Raw genomic sequence first — 17,348 nt, 5'->3', positions numbered from 1 at the left:
AAAGCTAAAAAAAGACAAAATGTTAAATAACAAGAAAATTGCTGTTGATTTCGACGGAACTATTGTTGATGATGCATACCCGGCAATTGGTAAAGCAAAAATCTTTGCTTTCGAAACATTAAAAAGACTTCAGGCAGAAGGGTACAGGCTAATTCTCTGGACATACAGACACGGAAAGACTTTGGATGAAGCTGTAGAATTTTGCAGAAATAATGGTGTAGAATTTTACGCGGTGAATTCCAGTTTTGAAGGAGAAGTTTTTGATCCTGAAAATCAGTCAAGAAAACTGGATGCAGACTGGTTCATCGATGACAGGAATTTAGGAGGATTTCCAGGTTGGGGAGAAATCTACAATATTATCCAGGAAAGAATAGAATTCCGTGTAGAAGGAAAAGAAGTTCTGGCCTATTCAAAACTTAAAAAAGAAAAGAAAAAAGGACTTTTCTGGTAACAATTTAAAATAGAAGTTAGAAGCTAGAGATTAGAAATAGTTTTTTAATGCTGCTGCTTCGTTTAAAACTTTATCAGAAAACCGTAGATGTTGGGAAGGCTATCATTTAATCTTACTTTAAAATATACATTAAGTTGTAGTCTAACTTCTAACATCTAATATCTAACATCTATAAAAATGATTCAATTAAAAACAATAGAGGAGCTCCGCCTGATGAAGGAGAGTGCACACCTGGTTTCAAAAACACTGGGAATGCTTGCAAAAGAAATAAAACCTGGAATCAATACTTTATATCTTGATAAGCTGGCTCATGATTTCATTAAAGATCATGGGGCAGAACCTGCTTTTTTAGGATATGGCGGTTTCCCGAATTCTTTATGTATTTCTCCAAACGATCAGGTTGTTCACGGTTTTCCGAATAATGATATTATCAAAGAAGGAGATGTTCTTTCTGTAGACTGTGGGGTTATTCTCAACGGTTTTGTAGGAGATCATGCCTATACATTTGAGATCGGGGAAGTGAAACCTGAGGTTAAAAAACTATTGCAGGTAACCAAAGAATCCCTTTACAAAGGAATTGAGCAGTGCGTAAGAGGAAAAAGAATTGGGGATATTTCCCATGCCATTCAGGCACATTGTGAAAAAGAAGGATATGGGGTGGTGAAAGAACTTGTAGGACATGGTCTTGGAAGAAAAATGCATGAAGATCCTCAGGTTCCGAATTACGGAAGACAGGGAAGCGGAAAAGTCATCAAAGACGGTCTTGCCATTGCTATCGAACCGATGGTGAATCTGGGTACGGAAAAGGTGAAATTCCATAATGACGGCTGGACGGTCACTACTTTGGATAACCTGCCTTCTGCCCATTTTGAGCATGACGTAGCAGTAATCAACGGGAAACCGGTGCTGCTTTCCACATTCAAATATGTTTATGAGGCCCTGGGTATCGTAAGTGATGAAGAAAAGCCTTTCCAATTGGATTTTTAATGAAAAAAGTAACTAAACTTTTACTCAATAAAATACCTCGTCCAATGCTTATTAAAATGAGTATCTGGGCGAGGCCGCTTATTTATCAGTTTTTCAAAGGAGAGGAATTCTATGATCCTATCGACGGAAGATCCTATCGGAAATTCCTTCCTTACGGCTATGGAAAACAACGCGAAAATGCGCTTTCTCCGGGGACGCTGAGTTTAGAAAGACACCGTCAGATGTGGCTCTATCTTCAAAACGAGACCGATTTTTTCATTAAAAACGCCAAAGTTCTGCATATCGCTCCTGAACAGGAATTCCTCAGAAAATTCAAGATGATGAAAAATCTGAATTATATTTCTGCAGATCTTTTTTCCCCCATCGTAGATGTGAAAGCGGATATTCTGGATCTACCATTTCCTGATGAAAGTTTTGATATTGTTTTCTGTAATCATGTCCTGGAACATATTGAAGACGATGCAAAGGCGATCAGTGAATTGTATAGAGTAATGAAGCCCGGAGGCTGGGGAATTTTTCAGGTTCCCATGAGAAACTCTATGGAAAAGACCTATGAAGATTTTTCAATAAAGGATCCGAAAGAACGTCAGAAACATTTCGGACAGTACGACCATGTCCGCTGGTACGGAATGGATTATTTCGACCGTTTGAGGAAGGCCGGCTTTGAAACTGAACCCAATTTCTATTCCCAGAATTTTTCAGAAGAAGAAATCAAAAAATACGGGCTGAGACAAAATGAGATCTTACCTGTAGTTTTCAAAAAATAATTACAATAAACCCGTCCTCACGTTGAAGACGGGTTTATTTAAATATAGATAGAAGTTGTTTTCGATCTTAGTGAGAAACAGATTTCAGTCCTACTACAGAACCAATTAAGGTTACGATAAAAAATACCCTCCAGAAGCTCACGGGATCTTTAAAAAAGAAAATTCCCATCAAAGCTGTTCCTACGGCTCCTATCCCTGTCCATACTGCATAAGCTGTCCCAATTGGAAGCGTTTGCGTAGCTTTGATCAGCAGTACCATACTGATTGTCATAGTCACCAGAAAACCGGCATACCAATAGTACATCTCAGATCCGGAAGTTTCTTTGGCTTTACCCAAACAAGATGCAAAAGCAACCTCAAACAATCCGGCGATGATTAAAATAATCCAATTCATTTTTTTAAATTTTCTCTCCTGCAAATTTCCGCATTTGAAAGGAGAAACAATTTTACATTTGTTAAAAAAGGAATTTATTTTATAGGGTCGGGAAGTTTGAAGAGGGAAGTTACTGATACCGAAAGTATGACTAGAATACTGTCTTTATTAATTTTTGGAACTGATCCTTGTCAAGGTTTTAAACCTTGACAAGGATCAAGGATACTAACTTCCAGCCTCCCGCTTCCAGCTTCCAGCCTTCTTATTTTATTTCCGCCCGGATCCTGCTCAGACTTACCTGTGTAATGCCAAGATAAGAGGCAATATGTCCCAGTTGAACTCTTTTTAAAAGATCGGATTTATTCGTCATCAGATCTTTATAACGTTCCAGGGAGGTTTTAAACTGTCTTGAAATAATCAGTTCTTCCGTTTTCACAAGTTCCCTTTCTGCAAATTTCCTTCCCCAGTTAGCGATGTGAATATCTTCATTAAAAAGTTTTCTCAGGCTTTCCGTTTCCAGAATGTACAGATCACAGTCTTCCAGAAGCTCAATACTTTCATAGCCGGGTCTGTCTTCTACATAACTTTTCATGGAAACTATTGTTTCTCCTTCGCTTCCGAACCAGAATGTAATATCATTCTCAGCAGTAGAAGCATAAGCACGTACAATACCTTTCCTGATAAAATAGATATGTGGGATAATTTTATCTGCTTCCATAAGGCAGAAATATTTGGGATGTGATACTTCTTGAATATGCTGTTTCAAAGCATTTTTAGAAGCTTCTGGCAAAACATAAATACGGTCAAGGATCTGATCTATATCCATGAATTTTAATTGTTTTTTGAAATTTTCTTCTCTATGTTCTTAACTTCTGTTAATGCGGACTGGGCAAAATCTTTCCATTTGTTTTGATGTTCAGCCGGTATCTGAACCCATCCGTTCATCTTTTTCCCTTCAGAAGGTTCAAAAATAGAAGTTCCATTTAAACCTAAAGCTTCTTCTAAGACTGATCCACTGAGTTTTATCGCAATACTTCCATTTTTTGATAATAAGAATGCTTTACCATTAGGAGCTTTCAGGCAAAGAGCGCCAAACATTTTTCCCTGCTGGGCCTCCGGGATTTCTGCTGCTAATTCTGCAAAATGTTTTTCTGCTTCAGCCATAGATGAATTTTGCTATAAATATATTACTTTTTCAAAGGCTGCACGTACTTTTCATGGAAACCAAACCCAATTAAATTTTGTTTTCACTAACTTTGCAGCCCGGTTCAATCTTGAGCCTAAAAAATATTATATGCACAAAGCAGGATTCGTAAATATAGTCGGAAAGCCCAATGCGGGAAAATCTACCTTATTAAACCAGTTAATGGGGGAGAAATTGGCTATCGTAACACAAAAGGCACAGACAACACGCCACAGGATTTTTGGAATTTATAATGAGGAGGATTTACAGATCGTATTTTCAGATACTCCCGGAGTTTTAGACGCCAAGTATGGTCTTCAGGAAAAAATGATGGATTTTGTAAAGGATTCTTTACAGGATGCCGATGTATTTCTGTTCATTGTAGATGTTACAGATAAGGCCGAACCTTCAGAATTCTTAATTGATAAACTTAATAAGATTCCGGTTCCGGTATTGCTTCTGCTGAACAAAGTAGACCAGACTACCCAGGAAGGACTTGAAAAACTGGTAGAAGAATGGCACAACAGGATTCCTAAAGCCGAGATTCTTCCTATCTCTGCTCTTAATGCCTTCAATACAGATATCATTCTTCCGAAATTAAGATCTCTGTTGCCGGAAAACCCTCCATATTATGACAAAGAGCAGTACACCGATAAGCCGGAAAGATTTTTTGTCAACGAGGCGATCCGTGAAAAAATCCTTTTAAACTATGAGAAAGAAATTCCTTATTCTGTAGAAGTAGTGACCGAACAGTTTAAAGAAAAAGAAGGCATTATTTTCATCGATTCTATTATTTATGTGGAAAGAGATACCCAGAAAGGAATTATCATTGGGCATAAGGGAGAAGCTATCAAAAAAGTAGGAACTGAAGCCAGATTGGATCTGGAAAAATTCTTTTCCAAGAAAATTCACCTGAATCTTTTTGTAAAAGTGAAAAAGGACTGGCGTAAAAACGACAGGGATTTGAAAAATTTCGGATACAGATAAACTAAAAATGCCCGGAATTCCGTTCTATTAAAAGATTTTTATTAACTTTAATCTAAATTTTTAGTAAATGAACTATTTTAACTCAAATTCCAGCTCAGTACCTAAAGATATTATTTTATTAGTAGTAAGAGTATTTGTTGGTTTTGCCATGCTATCTCACGGGTTTCCGAAACTTCAGATGCTGCTTGAAGGCGGCAAAATTGAATTTTTCGACTTTATAGGGTTAGGCCCTACAGTGACCCTGGTTCTTGCGGTTATTGCTGAATTTGTTTGTTCAATACTTCTTATATTAGGTCTTTTTACAAGGATTTCTTTAGGATTTCTGATCTTTACAATGGTCATTGCTGCTTTTGTGGTTCATGGAGGAGATCCTTTTGAGAAAAAAGAAATGAGTCTGATCTATTTGTCTGTTTATCTGCTTCTCATGGTTTTTGGTGCAGGAAAAGTATCGGTAGATCATATGATAGAAAAAAGAAAAAGAGCTTCGGATTGGTAAACAGGTCTTGAAATATAAAGCATAAGAGCATTAGACAACTAATGCTCTTTTTTGTTTTTATTATGGATTGCAAGGTAAAGAAGACCATATGCAGGTCCATATGATTGTTCCGTTTTCATCTTCTCCGGCTACACATGCCTTGTATCCTGAAGGACATGATGGCGCTTGTCCTCCAATAATGGTTTTTAAATCTCTTTTAGATAATTTTTTTAAATTTTTCATAGTATAATATTTTGATTGTTTGACACTGCTAATATAAAAGTATTTAGTTATATCACAAGCCTGTGTGTTAAAATTAACAATTTTAGTTATATCCTAAAAATCACTAAATTCGTGGAAAACGAATTTATATGAAGATAAAACTGACCATTTGCCTTCTGGCATTTCTCAATTTCTATGATGCACAGGAGAATATTACTTATCAAAAACCATCTGCTGAAATTCTAAAGCTCGCAGATTATGAAAGACCGCCAAGCGTCCTGATGAACAGCAAAAAAGACTGGGTGGTTTTCACTTACCGTCCGACCTATAAAACACTGGAAGACCTTAACCAGCAGGAAATGAAACTTGCCGGTTTAAGAATTAATCCGGTTACTAATATTTCAAGCAGTGTCACATACTCCGATAATCTGAAGATCAGAAAGATTAATGATAAAAGCGAGGTTCAGGTGAAGAACCTACCTTCCAATGCTAAAATCACTTATATTTCATTTTCGCCGGACGAAAAAACACTGGCATTTACCAACACAACCAATAAGGGAGTTGAGCTTTGGTCCGTAGATATGGAAACTGCTACTGCCAAAAAAATTACTGGTGATAATCTTAATGCTAACTTAGGAACGCCCTATACATGGTACAATGATTCCAAAAGTCTTCTGATCAGGACCCTTCCCCAGAACAGACCAGCTCTGATAGATGCCAGCAAAGATCTTCCAACCGGACCTATCGTTTCTACAGCTGACGGTAAAGTGTCGCAAAACAGAACCTATCAGGATCTTTTAAAAAATCCTCAGGATGAAAAAAACTTTGAGGTTCTTACCGCTTCAGAAATTTATAGTGTAGACCTGAATGGAACCCTTAAAAAAGTAAAAGACCAGGATATGTATTCCGGTTTAAGCTTTTCTCCGGACGGAAATTATTTGATGGCTACGGTGATCAAAAAACCCTTTTCATACATTGTTCCTTTGAGCAGATTTCCAATGACAACTACGGTGTATGATATGAAAGGAAATGCAGTAAAAATAGTAAATGATGTTCCTTTGAACGAAATAATGCCAAAAGGGTTTTCGTCTGTAAGAACAGGAAAAAGAAGCATGGGCTGGAGAAATGATGCACCGGCAACTTTAGTATTTGCTGAAGCATTGGATGGAGGTGACCAGTCTAAATCTGCAGAGTACAGAGATGAGATCTTTACATGGGAAGCACCTTTTACTGCTGCTCCAAAATCATTCTTTAAAACAAAACAGAGATATGAAGGTGTAAGCTGGACCAACGATCACTATGCCATAGTTTCTGAAGGCTGGTATGATACAAGAAATACAAAATCTTTCCTTGTGGATCTTAATAACGGCGAATCAAAAGTGATTGATGACAGAAATTACCAGGATGTTTACAGTGATCCTGGGAACTTTAGTACTACAAAAAATCAATACGGGAGATATGTTATTGATATGAAAGGAGGAAAAACCTATCTGATCGGAGACGGATTTACCAAAGACGGACAGCATCCTTTCATTGATGAAATGGATGTAAAGTCGCTAAAAAAGAAAAGATTATATACATCTAACATTAAGAATGGTAAGGAAGAGATCATAGATATCCTTAATCCTTCAAAAGGTGAAATTCTGACAACCCAGCAGTCCCCAAGCCTGTACCCGAATTATTTTAAAAAGAATATTAAAACCAATAAAGCAGAAGCAGTAACTCAATTTGCAAATCCTTTTGAAAGTATTAAAGACGTTTATAAAGAGGTAATTACATACAAAAGAAATGACGGTGTTACTTTAACGGGAACCCTATACTTGCCTGCCAATTACGACAGAAAAGCTAAAAAAGAAAAACTTCCGTTACTGATCTGGGCTTATCCTACTGAATACAAGGATAAAAATACAGCAGGGCAGAATACCCAGAACCCGAACGACTTTACGTTTCCATATTACGGATCTTTCGTGTACTGGACTACAAAAGGCTATGCTGTACTGGATGATGCTGCTTTCCCGATTATTGGAGAAGGTAAGACGGAACCAAATGATACTTTCATTCCACAGTTGGTAGCAAATGGAAGAGCAGCTATAGATGCTGTAGACAAGTTAGGCTATATTGATATAACTAAAGTTGCTGTTGGAGGTCATTCATATGGTGCATTTATGACGGCTAATCTTTTAACCCATTCTAAGGACTATGCCTGTGGTATTGCAAGAAGTGGAGCTTATAACAGAACGCTGACTCCGTTTGGGTTCCAGAGTGAGCAGAGAAATTACTGGGATGTTCCGGAAATTTATAACACAATGTCGCCATTCATGAATGCTGATAAAATGAAAACACCAATGCTTTTAATTCATGGTGATGCCGACAATAACCCGGGAACCTTTACTTTGCAGACGGAAAGATATTTCCAGGCTCTGAAAAATTTGGGAGCTCCTGTAAAAATGGTCCTTCTTCCAAAAGAAGCACATGGTTATGTGGCTAAAGAAAATATTCTACACCTTTTATGGGAACAGGATCAGTTCCTTGAGAAGTGTCTGAAAAAATAAAATAGTTAAAAAAAAGCCCGTTCATTATTTAAAACGGGCTTTTTTTTTATAAATACTTCAGTACTTCATCAATACTTGTCAGTTCCATGAAGTTATCATGTTCCAGATGATGTTCATGCTGCTCATGGCTCCAGGTCACATGATAAGGAATGTGTGCTGCAAAGCCTCCGATCTCCAGTACTGGAAGAACATCTGATTTTATAGAATTCCCGAGCATTAAAAATTGCTCTGGTTTACAGTCCAGATGTTTCAACAGCTTTTGATAGTCGCTTTCCTTTTTGTCACTCATAATTTCTATATGGTGAAAATAGTCCTGCAGTCCGGAGTTTTTAAGCTTTCGTTCCTGATCCAGGAGATCTCCTTTTGTGGCCACAACCAGCCTGTATTTTCCTTTTAATGCATCTAATGTTTGGGTAACGCCTTCCAGTAATTCTATAGGTTTCTGCAGGAGTTCCTGACCAATTTCAATGGTTCTATCAATCAGCTGCATCGATGCTGTACCGTCCGAAACTCTGCTCACGGTTTCTATCATACAAAGCATAAATCCTTTTACCCCGTAGCCATACAGATGAAGATTTTTCATTTCAGTTTTAAATAATTCCTGAGAGACAGAATGCTGTGGCAGATAATCTTCAAGAAGTACACAGAATTCTTCTTCTGCTTCCTGAAAATAAGGTTCATTGATCCATAGTGTATCATCTGCATCAAAAGCGATGGTTGTTATATGATTATTCATTTTACTTTTGTATTTTTCTCGTGACAAAATTCAATATAAAAATTCAAACAGAAAAGGACATTTGTCCCGGATAAAATATGTTACGGACCAATCAGCTATTTTTAAATTATCTGGAAGATCTATACGAAAAACAGGAACGAAAAGAAGATATTGTGATAAGATCTTTTCCCAAAGGTGATAGAATATTCACGCAAAACGAAGAACCCTCTAAAGTAATGCTGATCAAAGAGGGAATTACCAAATGTTTTTTCGTTGAAGAAAACGACAAGGAATATATTGTTGAATTTCTGGGAAAAGGTGAGATCATCGGGGAAATAGAACTGATCCGGAATATTTCCTGCCTCTGCAGTATTGAAGCAGTCACAGACGTTACTGTGTATGCTGTAGCTATACCGTATTTCAGGACTTTGATTAAAACTGACCTCTCACTGAATAATCTGCTGCTGGACGTATTTGCCGAACGCATTGTCAATACATCCAAAAGAGCCTCTTATCAGCAGTTGTACGCGGCTGAACATACTTTGTCCCAGCTTCTTGAACTGCAGAAACATGAAGAAATTGAGATTTCAAAAGAGGATATGGCTGCTTACCTGGGAATTACAGTAAGAAGTCTGAACCGGACTTTGAAGAATTTAGGGAAGTAAACAAGTTGAGGATAGAGGATGGGAGAGGGAAGTTATTGAGTGTTAAAAGACAACCAGTATGTTTTCATAGGAGAACAATTAGATTACTTTTTTACTGTAAAAATATCGAGCAATAGCCTTGTCAAGGTTCAAAACCTTGACAAGGCTATCTGGAAGACTAATAATAACCATCTTTCATCCTTCCTATTAATTACAATTATTGATTGAATTTCTGCTCATAAAAATATTATCCTCCGTATTTTTGTACAGATAAAACCGGAATTTATAAAATGGGAGAACTGCAATTCAGAAATGCTGACCTGAAAGATTTAGAAAGAATTGTTGAGATATACAATTCTACCATTCCGTCAAGAATGGTGACTGCCGATACTGAAAACGTTACTGTAGAAAGCAGGAAAAAATGGTTTGATGAACATAATCCTGAAACAAGACCACTTTGGATCATTGAAAATAGTAATCATGAAACAGTAGGTTGGGTGAGCTTTTCTTCATTTTATGGAAGGCCTGCATACAATGGAACCGTTGAAATGAGTATTTACCTCGATGAATCCTGCAGAGGAAAAGGTTTTGGGAAAAAAGTAATGGAATACTGTATTGATAAGGCTCCAAGTTTAGGGATAAAAACACTTCTTGGATTTATCTTCTCACATAATGAAGCTAGCCTGAAACTTTTCAGGAATTTTGGATTTGAAGATTGGGGAATGTTTCCAGATGTGGCCATTTTGGATGGAATAGAAAGGAGCCTGACAATTTTAGGGAAAAAGGTGAGTTAAATCTCTTTTATTTGGTATATGGAGGATTATAATTTAAGTTTGTAGAGTTCTTATTCTTGGATAAAAAATTGCTGAAGCGTTAAGTCAGGTACCATACTAGCAGTACACATGCAGTCTCATTTTTGTATATTTCAGGCTATTATTCTGTCAGGAAAATGTAGCCATTATCCATCCTGTATCTTTCCCCATCTGCTCTGCATGTGAATGGATAAAGTCGGCCAAGGTAATGGCTACATGGCATGTGATCTTTTGAATTATTAAGATTTAAATTTTGTAAAATATTAACTATCAGTCCTAGAAATATTTAATTTCTACTCTGTCCATTGTCTCACCTTTTCCATTGGGTGGCACAGCAAATCCACCAGGTTCATATCGTTCTGTTCCGCTTTTATAATACCAATTATTTAACCCACTGATCATTTGTTTTATGTAATAAATAAATTCCTCTGTCTCCTTTTGATATGGACTGAAATCCGGTAGGTGATTTGATAATGTTACAAATTCATTTACAAGCTCATCATGAATCCTCATTCCTTCTTTGCAGGCTTCATCAAAAGAAATTTTATTGTGATGCTGTAATAATTTGATGATATTGAAAATCTCTGATTCTATGGCGAGCTCTTTGCCAATAGTTGCAAAATCGTTCTGAAGAGCAACAATGATTGACTGTAGCATAATAATACGCTGTATAACGGTATGATTATAAATGTAATCAGGTAAAGCAAAACCAGTTGAAGGGCAAATTAAATCAACAAATGGAATCATTCCTATGGAATTTGCACGGATTAAATGAAAAAGAGGAATAGGAGGAATATCTTTACTGATTTTATATGGTGATTCTTCCATAATTCCATCAGTAACGAAACGGTATTTATAATTCTTAGCGATCCGCTCAAGCCAGAAGTCTGGCATCCCAAGCGCAATCCATTCCTTTCTGTTTGTTTGCATTTGACGGAACATGCCTATTTCCTCCGGTTTTGGATCATCTCCCATCATCACCTCAAAAATACGGTCTCTGATTGCTGCAATTTCCTTTACGGGCAAAAGTTCAACATAATCATCAGTCACTGTCATATAAATAGCAAAACGCGTTGCATGGAGAATTCTGTCCTTTTCGGTAGCTGCAGGTACCATAAAGGGGCCTACATCAACTAACCGCATTTTTCTGTACCGGGTCATTGCCTCTTTTGATAAGAATTGATAATCCTGGTCATACCAACTGGTTTCTTCTTCATAGAAAGTTCCAGCGAAAGGGCTTGAGAGGGTTTCCCAAGGGTATACTGGCTTGGGCACATTAAATTGATTCATAATATATGGTTTTAGTTTAAAATGAAAAAAAATTGTATTTATACTCAATATGTTATTATCTTCTAAGTTGTTATGCTCCACAAATTCTTTCAGATGTTCATGCTGGATTACCTTAAGATATTGTAATGCATACTGTCTGGTTACCTCGTTTTGATTACTGATTGAAAAAAATAACCAGGTTGGGGATTTTTTAATGCTGGAAAAGGATATTGAAATTATTTGTAAAGCAGCTCAAGTGTGTTGAAATTTTCATGTTCATATTGTGATGTTTTTTGGTTTAGTTTTGAATACTAAAATAAGAATTTATTATCCGTAATAAAATTTTATTTTAAAATATTCAATATTCATCAAATATAATTTCGTAGGTGATGTGATTGTAGGTTAATTAATATTGATAATTTTTCCAATATTTTCTTATTCTTGGCTAAAAAAACTGCGCGAAGTCGAAGACTTCGCGCAGTTTTTTTTAGTTAATTATTATCTAATTAAGAATTCTGCTTAATTCTCTTCGCAGACATGTTTAAAAACCGCTTCACCAGGAAAACTGCAGAAACTGTGAGGCCCAGTCCTAGAGCGATCCACATTCCGAATGCCCCCATTTTTAAAGTGACACATAAGAAATACCCTAAAGGAATGGTAATCACCCAATAAGCGATAAAAGTATAGATCGATGGGATCTTTACATCCTGAAGTCCTCTGAGCATCCCCAAAGCCGTTACCTGAACGCCGTCCGAAAGCTGGAATAAAGCAGCGATAATCATTAATTTTGAAGCCAGCATAATCACTTCAACTTCCTCTTTTTTGGTAAAGAAAGTCGGTAAAATATTTCTTCCCAAAATGAAGATCATTCCGCAGATACACATGAAAATAAAGGCTATTTTCAGGTTGTTGATCCCGACCTTTCTTAATTCAACAAAGTTCTGCTCACCCAATTTTCTTCCGATCATGACCGTTGAAGCCACACTGAATCCTACACAAAGGTTGAAGGTAAATGAAGCCATACTTAGGGCGATCTGGTGAGAAGCAATATCGTGAGCCGAAATTAGACCACAAATAAATGCAGCACCTGCGAAAGCCGTAACTTCAAAGAACATCTGTAAAGCGGTAGGCAGCCCCAGTTTCACCATCTTATCAAACATATTTCTGGAGAAAACCTGTATTTTTAAAGAGAAATCTTTGATATAACGTCTTGTTTTTTTCTCTTTAACCAATACCACATACAGGAATACCACCATAAATATTCTGGAGATTAATGTTGCTAAGGCGGAACCTTTTACTCCCATTTCAGGGAAGATCCAAAGTCCTTTGATGAAAACATAGTTCAGGGCAATATTGATGATATTGGCAATGATCGTAGCCTTGGTAACGCCTATGGTATAGGATAATCCTTCAGAAACTTCACGAAGCGTCTGAAAAGCCATAAACGGGATCATGCTGATCGCCATAATACCCAGGAAATCTACCGTATTCGGAATGATCTTCTCCGGCTGTCCGGAATGATAGAGTAGCGGCATCCCTAAAAGCAGAATAGCCATTAAAATAATCCCCACAGACATATTGATCACAAATCCGTGACTGAATACGGAATTAATAGTTCCGTGATCCTCCTTAGAGTGTGCTTCAGAAACCAGAGGAGGAATAGCAAATGAAAATCCCAGTGCCAGCACGAACACCGAGAAAAATACAGCATTCCCCAATGAAACGGAAGCCAGTGCATCAGCACCTAAAAGTTTCCCGACAATGATATTGTCGAACAGATTCACCGAGACCTGCCCAACCTGCGTAAGCATGACAGGAAGAGCCAGGGTAAGGCATTCTTTCGTATAGTTTTTGTTTAAAAAGTTCATAATAGTTTATGATTCATATAGTTTAATATTTAAAAGTAGGGCAAAAAAAAATTTGCAGTAAGGCTACTGCAAATTGTTATCATATATTTAATGTTCAATTAAATTATTTCCTTACAAAACTTGCAACATCCTCCTCGGAAACAGTATTTCCACCAAGAATAATTAATCTTTCCACAACATTTCTCAATTCCCTGATATTTCCAGTCCATGAAAGAACTTTAAGCGCCTCAATCGCCTTATCATCAAACTTTTTCACGGCAGTACCGTGCTCATCGGCAATTAATCCGGAAAAATGATCTACCAATAATTTGATATCCTCTTTTCTGTCATCCAACGGCGGAACATAAATTTCAATTACAGAAAGCCTGTGGTAAAGGTCTTCCCTGAATTTCCCTTCCTCAATTTCCTTCTGCATGTTCTTATTGGTTGCTGCAATTACCCTTACATCAACTTTTATTTCCTTATCACTTCCTACAGGAGAAACTTTGCTTTCCTGCAATGCCCTCAAAACCTTGGCCTGAGCAATAAGGCTCATATCTCCGATCTCATCCAAGAAGATGGTACCGCCGGTTGCCTGCTCGAATTTTCCCTGCTTGTCTTTAATAGCGCCTGTAAAAGAACCTTTCACATGTCCGAAAAGTTCAGATTCAATAAGCTCAGAAGGGATAGCGGCACAGTTTACTTCGATCATCGGGCCTCTTGCGCGCTCGCTTTGATTGTGGATAGCATGGGCTACGAGTTCTTTTCCAGCACCATTTGGCCCTGTAATCAAAACCCGGGCATCAGAAGCAGCTACCTTTTCGATCATATCCTGAATCTTCTTCAAAGCAGGAGAATCGCCGATCATCTGGTATTTTTTGTTAACCTTTTTCTTTAAGGTCTTATTTTCAGTTTGAAGATTTTTATTTTCCTTTTTCAGACTTTCTTTGGCTAAAGCATTTTTTACACTTGTGATCAGTCTGTTGATATCAATAGGTTTGGAAATAAAATCGTATGCACCTTCCTTCAGACAGGAAACAGCAGAATCAATATCCGCGTGGCCAGAGATCATGATGAATGTGCTTTCAGGTTTTAAGATCATACTTTGCTTTAAAAGTTCTGTTCCTGAAAGTTTAGGCATCTTGATATCAGAGATCACCAATGCGAAATCTTCTTTTTCTATCTGTTTGTAGCCTTCAAGGCCATCTTCAGCGATAACAAATTCGTAATCGGTAAGTTCATCAGAAAGGATACTGTGTAATACTCCCGAGATTGCTTTTTCGTCTTCTACAATAAGGATTTTTTGCATAGTTGCAAATTTAGATTTTTTGATTCAATTATTAGCAAAAACTATACCTAAATATACTATTTTGAGTAATCTCTTCTGCCGAAAATGGCGGATCCAACCCTTACGGAATTGGCACCACATTCAATGGCAGCCGGGAAATCGTCACTCATTCCCATAGATAAAGTTTCGAGGGTTTTTAATTGATTTAATTCATCAAAAAGCCTTTTTAAAATTAAAAATTCTCTTTTCACCTGTTCTTTATCATCTGTAAATGTGGCCATTCCCATCAGGCCGGTTATTTCAACATTGGAGAATTTTCCGTCAATATACTGTTGGAATAATGTTTTTGCTTCAGCAATCTCAAGTCCGAATTTAGTTTCCTCTGCTGCAATTTTTACCTGAAGCAGTACTTTAATGGTTCTGCTGTTTTTTCCGGCTTCCTTACTGATCTCTATAAGAAGCTTTTCAGAATCCACACTTTGGATGGTATCAATGAAAGAAGCAATATACTTTACTTTATTGGTCTGCAGATGTCCGATAAGGTGCCATTGGATATCTTTTGGAAGGAGAGGGTATTTCTCCATAAGCTCCTGAACCTTATTTTCGCCAAAGACTTTTTGCCCAAGGTTATAGACTTCCTGAATGGCTTCAACCGGATGCGTTTTTGAAACTGCTACAAGCTGAACTCCCGATGGAAGCTGATTTTGTATTGCTGTATAATTTTCTTTAATATCCATGAATGCAAATTTCTGAATTTTAAAAGCAAAAAACTAATGAATCTGTAAAATTGTTGTTTCTAGTTGCTAGTTGGCGGTTACCATCAATGTAATTGTTACATTGATAGAGTATTACATTAATTAAGAATGTCATTGATCTGCGGATACTGAGAAATCTTTCTGAAGACAAATTTATTGCTTTTCTGAAGCTTTTCAATAAACATATCCAGTTCATTGATGGAATCTGCATCTCTGAGGTATTGGTCATGTGTAAGAAAAACCAGATGTCTTGATGTTTTTTCCAGATCATTAAGAAAGATGCTGTCCACCTTCTTAATCATGGCTTCATGGCTTCCCTTTAAAGTCATCTTTTGAGAAGGTCTCCATTCCAGATCCCAGCCAATTACTTTATAGCCTGCTTTTTTAAGGCCGTTTGCGGCATCGGTGGAGCTTTTAATATCAGTAACATTAATATTGCTCAGCCTCCAGATATTTCTTCCCGGAGTTCTTGCTATCTTATCGTAAAGCTTAAGGCTGTCTTTAGCAATATCAAAATCATGGACTACAGCCTCAGGATTCTTGTAAAAATCAGTATATTTATTATGGGCGTGGCTAAAGCTGTGATTGGCAAGCTCAATCAGCGGATTGCTTCTTAAAAGCTCCATATCATCCTTTTGTCTTTTGCTTCCGTAGGCATGCTTTCCTACCAGAAAAGCAGTTGCACATACATTCCTTTTGTTTAATATTTTAAGGAGATTTTCCGTTCCCTGGTTGGGGCCGTCATCAAAAGTAAGGTAGATAATTCTTTTATCAGATTCTACGCTCTCATCATCTATTTTGGGGACCGTTTGTACGGTGGGAGGTTCCAGTGAGACTGTTTTTTCAAACTCTTTCACATCAGTTTTGCTGTTACAGCCGTTGAATACAATTGAAGCTGCACTCACCAATGCAGTCATTCCCAGAAAAGCCATGTTTTTTGACTTTTCCCCAAAAATTTTTTTCATAAAGATAATGGAGGTTTAAATCGTTAAAAATTGTTAAAAATACTGCTGAAATGTTAACAAATTATATGCCAGTATTTGATAAAACACTGCTTTTTAATTTTATTTTAATAACTTTATTTTAAGCAATATTTTGTAGAACGAAATGCTTTTTCAATTCTATTTTCTTATTCTTGAAATTTAACATTTATAATTGTAAAAACAATAGCTTTTTTCTATTCTTATTGAAATTAAAACATTCCTCCTTTATTGGGGAATTATTTTAAAGTAAACAGGTGAATTTGCTTTTTGGCTAGAATAAGCACGAAAGATTTTGTGTGCGAGGCTTATTCTAAAACTTTCTTCAGATATAGTGCATTTTTAATTGCAGCAGTGCCCCATGTATTATTGAAAAATACAAATGATTTTTTTTCTGAATGTCTGATTTTTTCAGCAAGATCATCAAGAAAATCCAAGCTGTACTCCGATTTGTAAAGGACCGGTTTTCCGTGAAGCCTGTAGTACAAAACTTCAGGATGATTGTCAATAATTTCTTCCGGAAGATCACCGGGAAAGCTGACGCCGGAAAAAACAATATTATTTTCTTTTAAAACACTGAAAATTTCTTCAGTCCACCAGGAATTGTGACGGAATTCTATAACATTTAAATAATTAAAATCAAGACTGGTCAGGATCAGATCGATGTTTTCCTGCGATTTTTTAAAAGAAGGCGGAAACTGATACAGAAATCCGGAAAGCTTTTCTTTTAAATGAGTTTGGATATGGGTACAGAATTCTGAAATGTCTTCTTTAGAATCTTTCAACCGCTTTTCATGGGAAATGGCTTTAGGAATTTTGATGAAGAACTTAAACTCTTCAGGAGTTTCATCGTGCCATTTTAAAAGGGTTTTTGCGGTTGGTTTTCTGTAAAAAGTGGAATTGATCTCCACTGTATTGAAAACCTGGGAATATAAGGTAAGAAAGTCTTTACTTTGAGCATTTTCAGGGTATAGCGACCCTTTCCAGTCGTTATTATAAAATCCCGAACATCCAATGTAAAGACTTCCTTTTTTCATAACT

19 protein-coding genes are annotated in these 17,348 nt (G+C 36.9%); 8 read left to right on the top strand and 11 right to left on the bottom strand.

The window, feature by feature from the left end; genetic code table 11:
* The first annotated feature begins 19 nt into the window (after positions 1-19).
* The 3 genes from LC418_RS14605 to LC418_RS14595 all read left to right on the top strand — a co-directional run bounded on the left by LC418_RS14605 (position 20) and on the right by LC418_RS14595 (position 2,205).
* On the top strand, positions 20-451 hold the full coding sequence (locus tag LC418_RS14605) for a BT0820 family HAD-type phosphatase (protein WP_111953053.1): 432 nt from the start codon (positions 20-22) through the stop codon (positions 449-451).
* Positions 452-628: 177 nt separating this feature from the next.
* Positions 629-1,438, top strand: coding sequence for a type I methionyl aminopeptidase (map, locus tag LC418_RS14600; RefSeq protein WP_111953055.1), 810 nt, complete (start codon positions 629-631; stop codon positions 1,436-1,438).
* A complete protein-coding gene (locus LC418_RS14595; RefSeq protein WP_223559664.1) occupies positions 1,438-2,205 on the top strand; it encodes a class I SAM-dependent methyltransferase in 768 nt (255 codons plus the stop codon). The genes map and LC418_RS14595 overlap by 1 nt, the downstream gene beginning before the upstream one ends.
* A gap of 67 nt (positions 2,206-2,272) precedes the next feature.
* On the opposite strand, the gene LC418_RS14590 is transcribed toward LC418_RS14595, so the two are convergent.
* From LC418_RS14590 to LC418_RS14580, 3 genes are all read right to left on the bottom strand, one after another.
* Positions 2,273-2,599 carry a DMT family transporter gene (locus LC418_RS14590; RefSeq protein ID WP_111953059.1) on the bottom strand — a complete coding sequence of 109 codons (327 nt, stop codon included), beginning with the start codon at positions 2,597-2,599 and terminating at the stop codon, positions 2,273-2,275.
* A 241-nt stretch (positions 2,600-2,840) separates the two neighbouring features.
* A complete protein-coding gene (locus LC418_RS14585; protein ID WP_223559663.1) occupies positions 2,841-3,404 on the bottom strand; it encodes a Crp/Fnr family transcriptional regulator in 564 nt (187 codons plus the stop codon).
* A 5-nt stretch (positions 3,405-3,409) separates the two neighbouring features.
* Positions 3,410-3,742: a hypothetical protein gene (locus LC418_RS14580; RefSeq protein ID WP_111953063.1), complete on the bottom strand. Its 333-nt coding sequence runs from the start codon at positions 3,740-3,742 to the stop codon at positions 3,410-3,412.
* Between the two features lie 130 nt (positions 3,743-3,872).
* Between LC418_RS14580 and era the strand changes: the two genes are divergently transcribed.
* Both era and LC418_RS14570 read left to right on the top strand, forming a co-directional pair.
* Positions 3,873-4,748, top strand: a complete 876-nt coding sequence (gene era, locus LC418_RS14575) for a GTPase Era (protein WP_223559662.1) — start codon at positions 3,873-3,875, stop codon at positions 4,746-4,748.
* Between the two features lie 67 nt (positions 4,749-4,815).
* Complete coding sequence (locus tag LC418_RS14570; RefSeq protein WP_111953067.1) at positions 4,816-5,244, top strand: DoxX family protein; 429 nt, start codon at positions 4,816-4,818, stop codon at positions 5,242-5,244.
* A gap of 60 nt (positions 5,245-5,304) precedes the next feature.
* On the opposite strand, the gene LC418_RS14565 is transcribed toward LC418_RS14570, so the two are convergent.
* The gene (locus LC418_RS14565) at positions 5,305-5,466 is read right to left on the bottom strand and encodes a bacteriocin-like protein (protein ID WP_223559661.1); all 162 of its coding nucleotides are present in this window, start codon (positions 5,464-5,466) and stop codon (positions 5,305-5,307) included.
* A gap of 128 nt (positions 5,467-5,594) precedes the next feature.
* Here LC418_RS14565 and LC418_RS14560 point away from each other — a divergent pair, with 128 nt between their 5' ends.
* Positions 5,595-7,997 (top strand): alpha/beta hydrolase family protein, encoded by a 2,403-nt coding sequence (locus LC418_RS14560; RefSeq protein WP_223559660.1) that lies wholly within the window; start codon positions 5,595-5,597, stop codon positions 7,995-7,997.
* Between the two features lie 46 nt (positions 7,998-8,043).
* Here LC418_RS14560 and LC418_RS14555 read toward each other — a convergent pair whose 3' ends face one another.
* Positions 8,044-8,733: an HAD family hydrolase gene (locus tag LC418_RS14555; RefSeq protein WP_223559659.1), complete on the bottom strand. Its 690-nt coding sequence runs from the start codon at positions 8,731-8,733 to the stop codon at positions 8,044-8,046.
* A 77-nt stretch (positions 8,734-8,810) separates the two neighbouring features.
* Between LC418_RS14555 and LC418_RS14550 the strand changes: the two genes are divergently transcribed.
* Both LC418_RS14550 and LC418_RS14545 read left to right on the top strand, forming a co-directional pair.
* Entirely contained in the window at positions 8,811-9,377 is a 567-nt protein-coding gene (locus tag LC418_RS14550) for a Crp/Fnr family transcriptional regulator (protein ID WP_223559658.1), read from the top strand.
* A gap of 269 nt (positions 9,378-9,646) precedes the next feature.
* The gene (locus LC418_RS14545; RefSeq protein WP_174772301.1) at positions 9,647-10,150 is read left to right on the top strand and encodes a GNAT family N-acetyltransferase; all 504 of its coding nucleotides are present in this window, start codon (positions 9,647-9,649) and stop codon (positions 10,148-10,150) included.
* A 294-nt stretch (positions 10,151-10,444) separates the two neighbouring features.
* On the opposite strand, the gene LC418_RS14540 is transcribed toward LC418_RS14545, so the two are convergent.
* The 6 genes from LC418_RS14540 to LC418_RS14515 all read right to left on the bottom strand — a co-directional run bounded on the left by LC418_RS14540 (position 10,445) and on the right by LC418_RS14515 (position 17,344).
* Positions 10,445-11,458 carry a terpene synthase family protein gene (locus LC418_RS14540; RefSeq protein ID WP_223559657.1) on the bottom strand — a complete coding sequence of 338 codons (1,014 nt, stop codon included), beginning with the start codon at positions 11,456-11,458 and terminating at the stop codon, positions 10,445-10,447.
* A gap of 485 nt (positions 11,459-11,943) precedes the next feature.
* The gene (locus LC418_RS14535) at positions 11,944-13,305 is read right to left on the bottom strand and encodes an MATE family efflux transporter (RefSeq protein ID WP_111953077.1); all 1,362 of its coding nucleotides are present in this window, start codon (positions 13,303-13,305) and stop codon (positions 11,944-11,946) included.
* A gap of 103 nt (positions 13,306-13,408) precedes the next feature.
* Positions 13,409-14,593, bottom strand: a complete 1,185-nt coding sequence (locus LC418_RS14530; protein WP_111953079.1) for a sigma-54-dependent transcriptional regulator — start codon at positions 14,591-14,593, stop codon at positions 13,409-13,411.
* 56 nt (positions 14,594-14,649) lie between these two features.
* Positions 14,650-15,309: a YggS family pyridoxal phosphate-dependent enzyme gene (locus tag LC418_RS14525; RefSeq protein ID WP_223559656.1), complete on the bottom strand. Its 660-nt coding sequence runs from the start codon at positions 15,307-15,309 to the stop codon at positions 14,650-14,652.
* Positions 15,310-15,425: 116 nt separating this feature from the next.
* Positions 15,426-16,292, bottom strand: coding sequence for a polysaccharide deacetylase family protein (locus LC418_RS14520; protein WP_223559655.1), 867 nt, complete (start codon positions 16,290-16,292; stop codon positions 15,426-15,428).
* Between the two features lie 323 nt (positions 16,293-16,615).
* On the bottom strand, positions 16,616-17,344 hold the full coding sequence (locus LC418_RS14515) for a DUF72 domain-containing protein (protein ID WP_223559654.1): 729 nt from the start codon (positions 17,342-17,344) through the stop codon (positions 16,616-16,618).
* Positions 17,345-17,348: the final 4 nt, after the last annotated feature.

Source organism: Chryseobacterium lathyri, assembly GCF_019970085.1.
Lineage (GTDB): Bacteria > Bacteroidota > Bacteroidia > Flavobacteriales > Weeksellaceae > Chryseobacterium > Chryseobacterium lathyri.
Note: the sequence above shows the minus strand (reverse complement) of the source record. Positions and strands in the feature narration are given on the sequence as shown.

Coding starts and splice junctions, on each gene's coding strand:
- LC418_RS14605 (WP_111953053.1), top strand. CDS start 20: ATGTTAAATAACAAGAAAATTGCTGTTGATTTCGACGGAACTATTGTT.
- map (WP_111953055.1), top strand. CDS start 629: ATGATTCAATTAAAAACAATAGAGGAGCTCCGCCTGATGAAGGAGAGT.
- LC418_RS14595 (WP_223559664.1), top strand. CDS start 1,438: ATGAAAAAAGTAACTAAACTTTTACTCAATAAAATACCTCGTCCAATG.
- LC418_RS14590 (WP_111953059.1), bottom strand. CDS start 2,599: ATGAATTGGATTATTTTAATCATCGCCGGATTGTTTGAGGTTGCTTTT.
- LC418_RS14585 (WP_223559663.1), bottom strand. CDS start 3,404: ATGGATATAGATCAGATCCTTGACCGTATTTATGTTTTGCCAGAAGCT.
- LC418_RS14580 (WP_111953063.1), bottom strand. CDS start 3,742: ATGGCTGAAGCAGAAAAACATTTTGCAGAATTAGCAGCAGAAATCCCG.
- era (WP_223559662.1), top strand. CDS start 3,873: ATGCACAAAGCAGGATTCGTAAATATAGTCGGAAAGCCCAATGCGGGA.
- LC418_RS14570 (WP_111953067.1), top strand. CDS start 4,816: ATGAACTATTTTAACTCAAATTCCAGCTCAGTACCTAAAGATATTATT.
- LC418_RS14565 (WP_223559661.1), bottom strand. CDS start 5,466: ATGAAAAATTTAAAAAAATTATCTAAAAGAGATTTAAAAACCATTATT.
- LC418_RS14560 (WP_223559660.1), top strand. CDS start 5,595: ATGAAGATAAAACTGACCATTTGCCTTCTGGCATTTCTCAATTTCTAT.
- LC418_RS14555 (WP_223559659.1), bottom strand. CDS start 8,733: ATGAATAATCATATAACAACCATCGCTTTTGATGCAGATGATACACTA.
- LC418_RS14550 (WP_223559658.1), top strand. CDS start 8,811: ATGTTACGGACCAATCAGCTATTTTTAAATTATCTGGAAGATCTATAC.
- LC418_RS14545 (WP_174772301.1), top strand. CDS start 9,647: ATGGGAGAACTGCAATTCAGAAATGCTGACCTGAAAGATTTAGAAAGA.
- LC418_RS14540 (WP_223559657.1), bottom strand. CDS start 11,458: ATGAATCAATTTAATGTGCCCAAGCCAGTATACCCTTGGGAAACCCTC.
- LC418_RS14535 (WP_111953077.1), bottom strand. CDS start 13,305: ATGAACTTTTTAAACAAAAACTATACGAAAGAATGCCTTACCCTGGCT.
- LC418_RS14530 (WP_111953079.1), bottom strand. CDS start 14,593: ATGCAAAAAATCCTTATTGTAGAAGACGAAAAAGCAATCTCGGGAGTA.
- LC418_RS14525 (WP_223559656.1), bottom strand. CDS start 15,309: ATGGATATTAAAGAAAATTATACAGCAATACAAAATCAGCTTCCATCG.
- LC418_RS14520 (WP_223559655.1), bottom strand. CDS start 16,292: ATGAAAAAAATTTTTGGGGAAAAGTCAAAAAACATGGCTTTTCTGGGA.
- LC418_RS14515 (WP_223559654.1), bottom strand. CDS start 17,344: ATGAAAAAAGGAAGTCTTTACATTGGATGTTCGGGATTTTATAATAAC.